The organism is Gordonia asplenii (assembly GCF_012933505.1).
Lineage (GTDB): Bacteria > Actinomycetota > Actinomycetes > Mycobacteriales > Mycobacteriaceae > Gordonia > Gordonia asplenii.
In genome coordinates, this window is the sequence record NZ_JABBNB010000043.1 from 26,381 (window position 1) to 40,011 (window position 13,631).

Annotated in this window: 10 protein-coding genes and 1 pseudogene; all 11 read left to right on the forward strand. The window is 67.0% G+C overall.

The features are described from left to right. Positions 1–53: 53 nt before the first annotated feature. The 11 genes and pseudogenes from argC (at position 54) to tyrS (ending at position 13,430) form a co-directional block, all read left to right on the forward strand. On the forward strand, positions 54–1,091 hold the full coding sequence (argC, locus tag HH308_RS27005) for an N-acetyl-gamma-glutamyl-phosphate reductase (protein ID WP_170197385.1): 1,038 nt from the start codon (positions 54–56) through the stop codon (positions 1,089–1,091). After that, positions 1,046–2,281, forward strand: coding sequence for a bifunctional glutamate N-acetyltransferase/amino-acid acetyltransferase ArgJ (gene argJ / locus HH308_RS27010; RefSeq protein WP_170197386.1), 1,236 nt, complete (start codon positions 1,046–1,048; stop codon positions 2,279–2,281). The genes argC and argJ overlap by 46 nt, the downstream gene beginning before the upstream one ends. An 86-nt stretch (positions 2,282–2,367) precedes the next feature. Next, positions 2,368–3,261, forward strand: a complete 894-nt coding sequence (gene argB, locus HH308_RS27015) for an acetylglutamate kinase (RefSeq protein WP_312870866.1) — start codon at positions 2,368–2,370, stop codon at positions 3,259–3,261. Then, the gene (locus HH308_RS27020; protein ID WP_170197387.1) at positions 3,261–4,460 is read left to right on the forward strand and encodes an acetylornithine transaminase; all 1,200 of its coding nucleotides are present in this window, start codon (positions 3,261–3,263) and stop codon (positions 4,458–4,460) included. The genes argB and HH308_RS27020 overlap by 1 nt, the downstream gene beginning before the upstream one ends. Then, positions 4,457–5,371: pseudogene (gene argF / locus HH308_RS27025) on the forward strand (ornithine carbamoyltransferase); the annotation flags it as partial. The gene HH308_RS27020 and the pseudogene argF, both read left to right, overlap by 4 nt. 140 nt (positions 5,372–5,511) lie before the next feature. Beyond that, positions 5,512–6,012: an arginine repressor gene (locus HH308_RS27030; RefSeq protein ID WP_170197388.1), complete on the forward strand. Its 501-nt coding sequence runs from the start codon at positions 5,512–5,514 to the stop codon at positions 6,010–6,012. Between the two features lie 105 nt (positions 6,013–6,117). Then, complete coding sequence (locus tag HH308_RS27035) at positions 6,118–7,317, forward strand: argininosuccinate synthase (protein WP_170197389.1); 1,200 nt, start codon at positions 6,118–6,120, stop codon at positions 7,315–7,317. Further along, a complete protein-coding gene (gene argH / locus HH308_RS27040; RefSeq protein ID WP_170197390.1) occupies positions 7,314–8,741 on the forward strand; it encodes an argininosuccinate lyase in 1,428 nt (475 codons plus the stop codon). Before HH308_RS27035 ends, argH begins: the two co-directional genes overlap by 4 nt. Positions 8,742–8,823: 82 nt before the next feature. Next, complete coding sequence (locus HH308_RS27045) at positions 8,824–11,808, forward strand: AMP-binding protein (protein WP_170197391.1); 2,985 nt, start codon at positions 8,824–8,826, stop codon at positions 11,806–11,808. 73 nt (positions 11,809–11,881) lie between these two features. Then, a complete protein-coding gene (locus HH308_RS27050) occupies positions 11,882–12,100 on the forward strand; it encodes a Trm112 family protein (protein ID WP_170197392.1) in 219 nt (72 codons plus the stop codon). 16 nt (positions 12,101–12,116) lie between these two features. Then, on the forward strand, positions 12,117–13,430 hold the full coding sequence (gene tyrS, locus HH308_RS27055) for a tyrosine--tRNA ligase (protein ID WP_170197393.1): 1,314 nt from the start codon (positions 12,117–12,119) through the stop codon (positions 13,428–13,430). Positions 13,431–13,631: the final 201 nt, after the last annotated feature.

A 13,631-nucleotide genomic window follows, 5' to 3' on the forward strand; every position in this document is an offset into this window, starting at 1 on the left:
GATTTCCGGTCGGCGCCTGTGAATCAATTTGCACCGTAGTGCATAATGATTCTATGACCATACGGATAGCGGTAGCCGGCGCCAGCGGGTATGCGGGCGGGGAGATTCTTCGACTCTTGCTCGGGCATCCACGATATGCGGCGGGCGAGATCGAGATCGGCGCGCTGACGGCGGGCGGCAACGCGGGCACCACGGTACGCGCTCATCATCCGCACCTGCTTCCGCTCGCCGACGTCGTGCTTGCGGACACCACACCGGAGGTCCTCGCCGGCCACGACGTGGTGTTCCTCGGTCTGCCGCACGGGACGTCGGCGGTCATCGCCGACGCGTTGCCGCCGACGACGATCGTCATCGACTGTGGCGCCGACTTCCGGCTCTCCGACGCACAGGACTGGGCCGATTACTACGGTGGCGAGCACGCGGGTACCTGGCCGTACGGCCTTCCCGAACTGCCCGGCAACCGGGACAAACTGCGTGACGCCAGCCGGATCGCGGTGCCCGGCTGCTACCCGACGATCTCCATCCTGTCGTTGCTCCCGGCGCTCGCCGCGCGGGTCGTGGAACCACACGTGACGATCGTCGCGGTCAGCGGAACGTCGGGTGCGGGGCGCGCACCGAAGGCCGATCTGCTCGCGGCGGAGGTCATCGGCTCGGCGCGGGCCTACGGCGTCGGGGGCGTGCACCGCCACACGCCGGAGATCTCGCAGGCACTCTCGGCGGCCGCCGACGAGCCGGTCACCGTATCGTTCACGCCGGTACTGGTGCCGATGGCCCGGGGCATCCTCGCCACCTGTACGGCGCGGACTTCCGCGACTGCCGCCGACGTCGCGGCGATCTACGAAAAAGCTTATGGCGACGAGACTTTCATTCATGTTCTGCCCGACGGCGCGTTACCGACGACCGGTTCGGTGCTCGGCTCCAACGCCGTTCAACTGTCGGTGACCGTCGACGAACGGTCGGGAACGCTGGTGGCGGTCGGCGCGATCGACAATCTGACCAAGGGCACCGGTGGAGCCGCCGTGCAATCGATGAATCTGGCGCTGGGTTGGGGCGAAGCCGAAGGACTGTCCGTGGTAGGAGTGGCACCGTGAAACTCGTTCGGGAACAAGGCGTTACCGCCCCGCTGGGCTTCCGGGCCGCCGGAATTGCGGCGGGAATCAAGGCGTCGGGCAAACCCGACCTCGCGCTGGTCTTCAACGAAGGTCCGGAATACGGTGCGGCGGGTGTGTTCACCACCAACAAGGTCAAGGCCGCGCCGGTTCGCTGGAGCGAGCAGGTACTCAAGAGCGCGGCACTGCGCGCGGTGATCCTCAACTCCGGCGGCGCCAATGCCTGCACCGGCCCAGGCGGATTCCAGGACACTCACGCGACGGCGGAGAAGGTCGCCGCGGAACTGTCCAACTGGGGAACCGAAACGGGCGCAATCGAAGTCGCGGTCTGCTCGACCGGACTGATCGGCGATCGGCTGCCGATGGACAAGGTCTTGCCGGGCGTCACCGAGATCGTTCACGAGATGGCCGGCGGCCTCTCCGGCGGCACCGACGCGGCGTACGCGATCATGACCACCGATACCGTCCCCAAGCAGGCCGCGCTGCATCACGACGGTGGGTGGAACGTCGGCGGCATGGCCAAGGGTGCGGGCATGCTCGCACCCGCGCTGGCCACGATGCTGGTGGTGCTCACCACGGACGCGAAAGTCAGTGCGGCGCAACTCGATACCGCGCTGCGGCGGGCCACCGCCCGAACCTTCGATCGACTCGACGTCGACGGCGCCACCTCGACCAACGACACCGTGCTGCTGCTGTCGTCGGGCGCCAGCGAGAAGGAGCCCACCCAGCAGGAGCTCGACGACGCCGTGTTCGCCGTCTGCGACGATCTGGCCTACCAGTTGATGGCCGACGCAGAGGGGGTGACCAAGCGCATCACCATCACCGTCAGCGGTGCGGCGACCGAGGAGCAGGCACTGATCGGTGCGCGCACTCTCGCGCGTGACTCGCTGGTGAAGACCGCGCTGTTCGGCTCCGATCCCAACTGGGGCCGGGTGCTCGCCGCGATCGGCGTCGCGCCCATCGAGCTCGACGCCGACACGATTGCGGTGTCCTTCAACGGATCTCCGGTCTGCATCGACGGCATGGGTGCCCCGGGCGCGCGCGAGGTCGACCTGTCCGGTGCGGACATCGCCGTCGACGTCGACCTGAAGATCGGTGCGGCGAGCGCGGTGATCCGTACGACGGACCTCTCGCACGCGTACGTCGAAGAGAACTCGGCGTACTCGTCGTGACCGGGGCGAGCGAAGCGACGGGGGATGTGACCGGGGCGAGCGAAGCGACGGGGGATGTGACCGGGGCGAGCGAAGCGACTGGGGATGTGATTCACGGTCTCTCGGCGCTCGACAAGGCCACGGTTCTGGCCGAGGCGTTGCCGGCGCTGCAAAGTCTGCACGGTGCAACGGTTGTCGTGAAGTACGGCGGCAACGCGATGATCGACGAGGATCTCAAGAAGGCGTTCGCCGCGGACATGGTTCTGTTGCGCGCCTGCGGAATTCACCCGATCGTCGTACACGGCGGTGGCCCGCAGATCTCGGCGATGCTCAAGCGTGTCGGGCTGGCGGGCGAGTTCCGCGGCGGCTTCCGCGTCACCACACCGGAGGTGATGGACATCGCCCGGATGGTGCTGTTCGGCCAGGTGGGGCGCGAACTCGTCGGACTCATCAACTCGCATGGCCCGTACGCCGTGGGGATCAGCGGTGAGGATGCGCATCTGTTCACCGCGACGCGGCGGACCGTCGACGTCGACGGCGTGGCCACCGACATCGGGCTGGTCGGCGACGTGACGTCGGTCAACACGTCGGCGGTCACCGATCTGGTTGCGGCCGGGCGCATTCCGGTGGTCTCGACCATCGCCCCCGACCGCGACGGTGTGATCCACAACATCAATGCCGACACCGCGGCGGCAGCACTGGCCGAAGCGTTGAACGCCAAGCGGCTGGTGATGCTCACCGACGTCGAAGGCCTCTATACCGACTGGCCGGACCGTTCGTCGCTGGTCGCCGAGATCACGACTGATGACCTGGCGCAACTGCTCGGCAGCCTCGACGCCGGCATGGTACCCAAGATGGAAGCCTGCCTGCGCGCGGTGACCGGTGGCGTCGAGCGCGCACATGTCATCGACGGCCGCGTGCCGCACTCGGTCATCGCGCAGCTGCTGACGTCGGCCGACATCGGGACCGCCGTCGTCGAGAACACCGAAGGACTGAACTGATGACAACCGGAGAGACGACGCAGGACTGGCAGCGGCGGTGGTCCGCGGTCATGATGAACAACTACGGCACTCCGCCGGTCGCGCTGGTGGGCGGTGCGGGCGCGATCGTCACCGATGCCGACGGTAAGACCTATCTCGACCTGCTCGGCGGCATCGCGGTCAACGCGCTCGGCCACGGAGATCCGACGATGGCCGCGGCGATCGCGAGTCAGTTCGAGACGCTCGGGCATACGTCGAACCTGTACATCAGCCCACCCGGGGTCGAGCTAGCCGAGCGACTGCTCGACAAATTCGGCCATCCGGGGCGGGTGATGTTCTGCAACTCGGGAACCGAGGCCAACGAGGCCGCTTTCAAACTGGCCCGGCTCACCGGTCGTTCGCAGATCGTCGCCGCGGAGAAGGCGTTCCACGGCCGCACCATGGGCGCGCTCGCGATGACCGGGCAGCCGGCCAAGCGCGAGCCGTTCGAGCCGATGCCGGCCGGCGTTCACTTCGTCACCTACGGCGACGTCGCCGAACTCGACGCCGCGGTGACCGATCAGACGGCCGCGGTGATCCTCGAACCCATCATGGGGGAGAGTGGTGTGATCGTGCCGCCCGCGGATTACCTTGCTGCGGCGCGCAAGATCACCGCCGACCGCGGTGCGCTCTTGATCTTCGACGAGGTTCAGACCGGCATCGCCCGGACCGGGACGTTCTTCGCCCATCAGAGTGCCGGCGTCGTGCCGGATGTGATGACTCTGGCGAAGGGCCTGGGTGGCGGGCTGCCGATCGGCGCGGTGATCGCGGCGGGCGAGGCCGCCGACCTCTTCCAGCCCGGGATGCACGGCACGACGTTCGGCGGCAACCCGGTGTGCACCGCGGCCGCGCTGTCGGTGCTCAACCGCATCGACGACCTCGACCTCTGCAATCATGTTGCGGCCGTGGGGAAGTCGATCGTCGCCGGCATTGAGGAACTCGCGAACCCCGCGATCGACCACGTCCGGGGGTCTGGTCTGCTGATCGGCATCGTGTTGACGTCGGACATCGCGAAGGAGACCGAGCTCGCCGCACGTGAGGTGGGCTTCCTCATCAACGCCCCGGCGCCGGACGTGCTGCGTCTCGCGCCACCACTGATTCTGACCGAGGAGCAGGGCGCGACATTCGTTGCGGCACTGCCGAAACTGCTGCACGCTGCAGCCCAAGGAGCGAACTCATGACCCGGCACTTCCTGCGCGACGACGATCTCACGCCGGCCGAGCAGGCCGAAGTGCTGGCGCTCGCCGCCGAATTGAAAGCCGCGCCGTTCTCCCGGCGCCCACTGGAGGGCCCGCGCGGCGTCGGCGTGATCTTCGACAAGAATTCGACGCGGACCCGGTTCTCGTTCGAGGTGGGCATCGCCCAGCTCGGCGGACACGCCGTCGTCGTCGACGGTGCGAACACCCAGCTCGGCCGCGACGAGACGTTCGCCGACACCGGTGCGGTCCTGTCCCGGTTCGTCGAGGCCGTGGTGTGGCGGACCTACGGTCAGGAACGTCTCGAGGCGCTCGCCGCCGGGGCGTCGATTCCAGTGGTCAATGCTTTGTCGGACTCGTTCCATCCGTGTCAGGTGCTCGCCGACCTGCAGACGATCATCGAACGCAAGGGGCGCACGGCGGGTCTGCAGATGACCTATCTGGGCGACGGCGCGAACAATATGGCGCACTCGCTGCTCCTAGGTGGCGTCACCGCGGGTATGAACGTCACCGTCGCCGCGCCGGAGGGGTTCGTGCCCGACCCCGAGGTGCTGCGGTCCGTGCACGAGCGGGCTGCCGAAACAGGTGCTACCGCAACGGTTTTGATCGATCCAATCGAGGCCGTGACCGGCGCCGACGTGCTCGTCACCGACACCTGGACGTCGATGGGGCAGGAAGACGACGGCCTCGACCGGATCGGCCCGTTCCGCCCGTACCAGATCAACGACGAGCTGCTGGCCCACGCGGCCGACGACGCCATCGTCTTGCACTGTCTGCCCGCGCATCGCGGCGAGGAGATCACCGACGCCGTGATCGACGGCCCGGCCAGCGTCGTCTTCGACGAAGCGGAGAACCGGCTGCACGCGCAGAAGGCGTTGTTGGTGTGGCTGTTGGATAAGCACGCGGCGGACGAAGTCCCGTCGCCTGGGTTGTCACCGGCGGACGAAGTCCCGTCGCCTGGGTTGTCACCGGCGGACGAAGTCCCGTCGCCTGGGTTGTCACCGGCGGACGAAGTCCCGTCGCCTGGGTCTTCTTAATGACGCCCGACGAACCGTCGACGACGCTCGCGGCGACGCGAGCGGGACGACATGCGCGCATCGTCGCGATCCTCGCGCAACAGCAGGTGCGGTCGCAGTCGGAGCTCGCGCGGCTGCTCGCGGCCGAGGGGATCGAGGCCACGCAGGCGACGCTGTCGCGCGACCTCGACGAACTCGGCGCGGTGAAATTGCGCGCGCCCGACGGCGGCGTCGGGGTGTATGTCGTGCCCGAGGACGGCGCGCCGGTGCGCGGAGTCTCCGGCGGTACCGACCGCCTGGCGCGGTTGCTCGGCGAGCTGCTCGTCTCCGCCGACGCGAGCGGCAATCTCGCGGTATTGCGCACGCCGCCGGGCGCGGCGCAGTACCTGGCCAGCGCGCTGGACCGGGCGAGTCTGCCCGACATCGTCGGGACCATCGCGGGCGATGACACGATCTTCGTCGTCGCCCGCGAACCCGCAGATGGGGCCACCCTCGCGGCCCGCATCGAAGCACTGATCTGACCCGTCCGCAGACATGCCCCACCCGGCGTCGCCGATGCCGCGACGGGGCGACACAATAGAACCCAAGCAACAACCAGAGAACTATTTCAAGGAGCTGCACCACCCATGGCTGAACGCGTCGTACTCGCATATTCCGGTGGACTGGACACTTCCGTCGCGATCAGCTGGATCGGCAAGGAGACCGGCAAGGAGGTTGTAGCCGTCGCTCTCGACCTCGGCCAGGGCGGCGAGGACATGGAGACCGTACGCCAGCGCGCCATCGACTGCGGCGCCGTCGAGGCCGTCGTCGTCGACGCTCGCGACGAGTTCGCCGACGAGTACTGCCTGCCCGCGATCAAGGGAAATGCGCTGTACATGAACCGCTACCCGCTGGTCTCGGCACTCTCGCGGCCGTTGATCGTCAAGCATCTCGTGACCGCCGCCCGCGATCACGGCGGCACCGTGGTGGCCCACGGCTGCACCGGCAAGGGCAACGATCAGGTGCGCTTCGAGGTCGGGTTCGCTTCTCTCGCACCCGATCTCGACGTCATCGCACCGGTCCGCGACTACGCCTGGACCCGCGAGAAGGCCATCGCCTTCGCCGAGGAAAACGCCATCCCGATCACGGTGTCGAAGAAGTCGCCGTTCTCGATCGACCAGAACGTGTGGGGCCGCGCCGTCGAGACCGGCTTCCTGGAAGACCTGTGGAACGCCCCGACCAAGGACGTCTACGACTACACCGAAGACCCGACCGCCAACTGGAACACCCCCGACGAACTGATCATCAGCTTCGACAAGGGCCGCCCGATCGCCATCGACGGCCGGCCGGTGAGTGTCCTGCAGGCCATCGAAGAACTCAACCGTCGCGCAGGCGCGCAGGGCGTGGGCCGCCTCGACGTCGTCGAGGACCGCCTCGTCGGCATCAAGAGTCGCGAGGTGTACGAGGCTCCGGGTGCGATGGTGCTGGTCACCGCGCATGAGGAGCTGGAGCACGTGACGCTGGAGCGCGAGCTCGGCCGGTTCAAGCGCCGCACCGACGCCGAATGGGCCGAACTGGTCTACGACGGCCTGTGGTTCTCCCCGCTGAAGCGGTCGCTGGACGCCTTCGTCGAGTCAACTCAGGAGCACGTCTCCGGCGATATCCGCCTGCAGCTGCACGGCGGCGCAATCATCGTCAACGGCCGCCGCAGCAACGAGTCGCTCTACGACTTCAACCTCGCCACCTACGACGAGGGCGACAGCTTCGACCAGTCCGCCGCCCGCGGATTCGTTGAGTTGCACGGACTTTCGTCGAAGATCGCGGCACGCCGGGACCTCAACCTGTGAGCTCCGACGCCTCGCACGGTACCAATGAAGGCGCATTGTGGGGCGGTCGGTTCGCCGACGGCCCCACCGCCGCGATGGCGGCACTGAGCAAGTCGACGCATTTCGACTGGGCCCTGGCGCCCTACGACGTCGCGGCGTCGAAAGCGCACGCCCGTGTGCTCAACCGGGCAGGGCTGCTGACCGATGACGACCTCGCCGCGATGTCGGCGGGCCTCGATCGACTCGCCGCCGACGTCGCCGACGGCAGCTTCGGCCCGGCGGAATCCGACGAAGACGTGCACGGCGCGCTCGAACGCGGTCTCATCGACCGAGTCGGCACCGAACTCGGTGGCCGTCTGCGCGCCGGCCGGTCACGCAACGACCAGGTCGCGACGCTGTTCCGGATGTGGCTGCGCGACGCCATGAAACGTGTCGGAGCCGGCGTGCTCGACGTCGTCGACGCTCTGGTGGCGCAGGCCGCGGCACATCCCGACATCGTGATGCCGGGCAAGACGCACCTGCAGGCGGCGCAACCCGTGCTGCTGGCTCATCAGTTGCTGGCGCATGCCCAGCCACTGTTGCGCGACCTGGACCGGCTTCTGGACGCGGACCGCCGAACCGCGGTGTCGCCGTACGGTTCCGGCGCACTCGCGGGGTCGTCGCTCGGTCTGGATCCGGCGGCCATCGCCGCCGACCTCGGCTTCAGCGGTCCCGCGGAGAACTCGATCGATGCGACCTCTGCGCGGGATTTCGCGGCTGAGGCCGCCTTCGTCTTCGCGATGATCGCGGTGGATCTGTCGCGGCTCGGCGAAGAGATAATCCTGTGGAGCACACCGGAATTCGGCTACGTGACACTCGCCGACGCGTGGTCGACCGGATCGTCGATCATGCCGCAGAAGAAGAACCCCGACGTCGCCGAGCTGGCCCGCGGCAAGAGCGGCCGGCTGATCGGCAACCTCACCGGACTGCTCGCCACCCTCAAGGCGCAGCCGCTGGCGTACAACCGCGACCTGCAGGAGGACAAGGAGCCGCTGTTCGACTCGGTGGCTCAGCTCGAACTGCTGCTGCCGGCGATGGCGGGACTGGTCGCGACGTTGACCTTCCACGCCGATCGGATGGCTGAACTAGCGCCCGCCGGTTTCACCCTCGCCACAGACGTTGCGGAATGGCTTGTGCGACAGGGTATTCCGTTCCGTGTCGCGCACGAGGTGGCAGGGGCTTCGGTCCGCGCGGCCGAGGAGGCGGGCACCGATCTGGCCGGTCTGAGCGACGAGCAACTGGCGTCGATCAACCCGGCGCTGACGCCGCAGGTGCGCGAGGTGTTGTCGGTCCGCGGGTCCATCGAATCACGGAATGCGCACGGTGGGACGTCGTCGTCGCAGGTGGCCCGACAACTCGACGTACTCAACCGGCAATTGCCTGCTCTGCGCGCGACTTTCGCGTGACGGTTGCGCGTCACCGGTCATTCGGACACTTGTACAGTATGCGGTGACGTGAGTCACGTCGTCTTCAGTGAGGGGTTGCACAGTGGAGTTTTCGATCCTGCCCGGCGTCGTGAGCGCCGTCGACAAGGTTCTCGCGACCGCACAGAACGGGCTGGAGGTGCTGCGCCTCGGTGGACTCGACACCGGCACCAAGCCGACGCCGTTCCAGGTGGTGGAGACCGAGAACATGTTCCGGCTCCGCCGATACTTCCCGGAGGACCCGGGGACCGGACCGCACGTGATTCTGGTGCCGCCGCCGATGGTGTCGGCCAATGTCTACGACGTCACCGAGCAGTACGGTGCGGTGTCGATCCTGCACAGCGCGGGCATCATCCCGTGGGTCATCGACTTCGGGTCGCCGGACCGCGAAGAGGGCGGCACCGAACGCACCATCACCGACCACGTGAAGGCGATCAGCCGCGTCATCGACATCGTGCGCGAGACCACCGGACGCGACGTGCACCTCGGCGGCTACTCGCAGGGCGGCATGTTCAGCTACCAGACCGCGGCGTATCGACGGTCGGCCGGAATCGTGTCGATCATCACCTACGGTTCACCCGTCGACATGCTCGGCGCCCTGCCGCTCGGACTGCCGGCCAACATCGTCGCTCCCGGAGCGGAGTTCATGGCCGACAAGGTGTTCTCGCACCTCTCGCTGCCCGGATGGATGGCGCGCACGGGCTTCCAACTCCTCGATCCGGTCAAGACGGCCAAGAGCCGCCTCGACTTCCTGCGCAATCTGCACGACCGCGACGCGCTGCTGCCGCGTGAAGATCAGCGCCGCTTCCTCGAAGCCGACGGTTGGGTCGCCTACTCCGGGCCGGCGATCGCCGATCTGCTGCGTCAGTTCGTCGTGCACAACCGGATGGTGTCGGGCGGCTTCGTGATCGACGGCGACCTGGTCTCCCTCGCCGAAATCACCTGTCCCGTACTGGCTTTCGTGGGCGAAGCGGACGACATCGGTCAGCCCAAGGCGGTCCGCGGCATTCTGCGTGCGGCGTCGTCGGCCAACGTCTACGAGTCGCGGCTGCCGGTCGGACACTTCGGGCTGGTCGTCGGTTCCAAGGCCGGGACCAATACCTGGCCACGCACCGCGGAGTGGATCAACTGGCAGTCGGGCGACGGTGAGTCGCCGTCGGAGATCGAACCGATGCGTGAGGTCGACGACTCCGGCAAACCGGGTGGTGGTGTGAGCTTGTCCTCGCGTGTCACCCACGGGCTCGGAGCGGTCGCCGACGCCGGGACCGCGGCGGTGGGCGAGGTGTTCGACGCCGCGAGCTCGCTGCAACGGACATCGTTGGCCGTCGCACAGGAATCCGTGCGCACGGTGCCCCGACTCTTCCGCCTCGGCCAGATTCAGCCCGGGACCCGGATTTCGCTTGGCAAGCTGATGTCGGAGAACAACAAGCGCACCAAAGACAGCGAACTGTTCCTCTTCGAGAACCGGGTGCTCAGTCACGAGCAGGTCAACACTCGTATCGACAACGTCGTGGCAGGTCTGATCTCGTGCGGCATCAGGCCCGGCCAGCACATCGGTGTGCTGATGGACACTCGGCCCAGCGCGCTCGTCGTCGTCGCGGCACTGTCGCGGGTCGGCGCCGTCGCGGTGATGCTTTCCGGCGAGTGGAATCTGTCTGAGATGCTGCGGCTCGCCGAGTCGCGCGTGATCATCACCGACCCGAGCCACCTGGATCAAGCCGCCGAACACTCCAAGCAGGTCCTCGTCCTCGGCGGCGGCAGCGGTGATTCGCGCGCCATCGCCAAGGCCGACGGCCACAACATCATCGACATGGAGCAGATCGACCCCGACGCCGTCACCATTCCGACGTGGTATCGCCCGGACCCGGGGCTGGCCGGTGACCTGGCGTTCATCCTGTTCACCCGGGCCGGCGGCAAACTGTCGAAGTGGCCGATCACCAACCACCGCTTCGCGATGTCCGCGTTCGGTGCGGCATCGGCCGCGGGACTCAGTTCGAGCGACACCGTCTACTGCCTGCCGCCGCTGCACCATGCGTCGGGCCTGCTCACCACCCTCGGCGCGACCGTCGCCGGCCGATCACGTATCGCGCTGTCGAACGGCGTCGACGCCGAGACCTTCACCACCGAGGTGCACCGGTACGGCGTCACGGTGGTGTCCTATACGTGGTCGATGATGCGCGAGATCATCCGCTCGCCGCGATTCTCGATCAACAATCACAACCCGATCCGCCTGTTCATGGGTTCGGGCATGACTGCGGGCCTCTGGGAAGAGGTCCTCGACAGCTTCCCCAGTGCGAAGGTGCTCGAATTCTTCGCGACCGCCGACGGTTCGGCGATCCTCGCCAACGTTCGCGGCGACAAACTAGGGTCGATGGGCCGTGCGCTGCCGGAAACCAATCCGGTGCAGATCGCCGCCGTCGACCCACGTCAGGAAGCACTCGAAGTGGGGGAGAACGGCTACGTGCGGCGCGCCGACGTCGACGAAGTGGGAATCCTGCTGTCGCGGGCACGTCAGCGGTTCGAGAGTTCGTCGACGGTGCTGCGCGACGTGTTCACCTCGCATGACCGGTGGGAACTGTCGGGGCATCTGTTCAAACAGGATGCCGACGGCGACTACTGGTACATGGGCACGGCATCGGCGATCGTCCGCTCGTCGGATGCCTACATCTTCATCCCGCCGATCGAAGACGCGCTGTCGAGGGTGAAGGCCGTCGATCAGGTGGTGGCGTATTCGGTCGGCACGCCGGGGAATCAGATCGCGATCGCCGCCGTCACCGCACGCGCCGGCGAGGAAGTCGACACGACCAAAGCCGACTCGATCACCGTCACGCAACTGCGGACCGCGCTGGGCACCCTGCCCGCCAAGCAGCGACCGCACCTCATCACACTCGTCGACGACATTCCGGTGTCGGAGTCGTACCGGCCGCTGTGGGTCGAGATGGCCAAGCGTGGAGTGCCCGCACCAGGCCCTCGCGTGTGGTACCGCGACGCCGAAGGTCGTTACCGCCGCTACACGAAGACGGCCGCGGCAGAACTAAACTGGGGATGATCCGTCCGGCTACGGCCGGATCGAATCATCGCAAACCAGCACCCGGAAGCAATGAAAGGCCAGTGACACATCGATGTCGGCAGAAGGTTCGCGCGCCGCGCAGATCAAACCGTTCGTCCGCCAAGCGCTCGTATGTCCGGTGGACAAAGGACCGCTCCTCGATGCGGGCGACGAGTTGTACAACCCGCGACTGCGCGTCGCCTACCGGATCGACGCCGACGGCATCGCGGTGATGCTCGCCGACGAAGCGCGCAAGGTCGATGAGGCCGAGCATCAGCGGCTGACGGCGTAGAGGCAAGATAGGGCACGTGAGTTCTCCAGGCGCCGAGCAGGCAACACCGACCGTGACCGACATCATCGACGAGTTGCAGTGGCGCGGGCTGATCGCCCAGTCCACCGACCTCGATGAACTGCGCTCGGAGATCGCCACGGGACCGATCACCCTGTACGCGGGATTCGATCCCACGGCGTCGAGCCTGCACGCCGGCCACCTGGTGCCGCTGTTGACGCTGGCGCGTTTCCAGCAGGCGGGACACCGGCCGATCGTCCTGGCCGGCGGGGCCACCGGACTCATCGGTGATCCGCGCGACGTCGGGGAGCGGACGATGAACTCCGTCGACACCGTCGCCGACTGGGCCGAGCGGATCGACGCTCAGCTGCGCCGATTCGTGCGGCTCGACGAGAGCGCGAACGGCGCCGTGATCGCGAACAACATGGACTGGACGGGTCCGCTCTCGACGATCGAGTTTCTGCGCGACGTCGGCAAACACTTCTCGGTGAACGTCATGCTGGCCCGCGACACGGTGAAACGTCGCCTCGAAACCGACGGCATCAGCTACACCGAGTTCAGCTACATGCTGTTGCAAGCGAACGACTTCCTGCAGTTGCATCGCCGGTTCGGCTGCGCGTTGCAGATCGGCGGGTCCGACCAGTGGGGGAACATCGTCGGGGGAGTGGACCTGACCCGTCGCGTCGACGGCGCGTCCGTGCACGCGATGACGGTTCCGCTGGTCACGTCGTCGGACGGAAAGAAGTTCGGCAAGTCGACCGGTGGCGGCAGCCTGTGGCTCGACGCCGAGCTGACCACTCCGTACGCCTGGTACCAGTACTTCGTGAACACCGCCGACGCGGACGTGATCCGCTACCTGCGATGGTTCACCTTCCTCTCGCGCGATGAGATCGCCGAATTGGAGACCGTGACCACCGAGAAGCCTCATCTACGGCAAGCGCAACGACGCCTCGCGGCCGAGATGACCACGCTCATTCACGGCGCCGATCAGACCGCGGCTGTCGAACAGGCGAGTGCCGCACTGTTCGGACGTGCGGAACTGACCGGGCTCGACGAGGCGACCATCGCGTCGGCGCTGGGTGAGACGACGATCGCCGAGTACGCGACGAACTCCACGCCGAGCCTCGTGCAGATCCTCGTCGACAGCGGACTCTCCGAAAGCAACAAGGCAGCGCGGCGCGCCATCGGCGAGGGTGGCGCATATGTGAACAACGAGAAGATCACCGATGCCGACTGGACTCCGGCCGGCTCCGATTTGCTGCACCATCGGTGGCTGGTTGTGCGGCGGGGCAAGAAGACCTTCGCCGGAGCACGCTTCGACGCCGCCACGTAACCTTGGAAATCGCCCTGACCAGCTGATTTGACACTCTGTTTCTTTCTGCGTAACTTATTCAACGCACCGCAGCGAGCCATGAACTCCGGTCCACAGTGATTTGGAGGGTGTGAGCGTGTCTGGTAGGGTGGTTGAGTCTCCGTGTGGGGCGCGATCGCTTCGCCGTGGCGAGTGTGTAGTGCTCCACGGGTTGGAGTGCGT

What these genes read in the sequence shown, in the direction of transcription:
- HH308_RS27050 (WP_170197392.1), top strand. Translation starts at nt 11,882, where the DNA reads ATGTCGGCAGAAGGTTCGCGCGCCGCGCAGATCAAACCGTTCGTCCGC.
- HH308_RS27035 (WP_170197389.1), top strand. Translation starts at nt 6,118, where the DNA reads ATGGCTGAACGCGTCGTACTCGCATATTCCGGTGGACTGGACACTTCC.
- argC (WP_170197385.1), top strand. Translation starts at nt 54, where the DNA reads ATGACCATACGGATAGCGGTAGCCGGCGCCAGCGGGTATGCGGGCGGG.
- HH308_RS27020 (WP_170197387.1), top strand. Translation starts at nt 3,261, where the DNA reads ATGACAACCGGAGAGACGACGCAGGACTGGCAGCGGCGGTGGTCCGCG.
- HH308_RS27030 (WP_170197388.1), top strand. Translation starts at nt 5,512, where the DNA reads ATGACGCCCGACGAACCGTCGACGACGCTCGCGGCGACGCGAGCGGGA.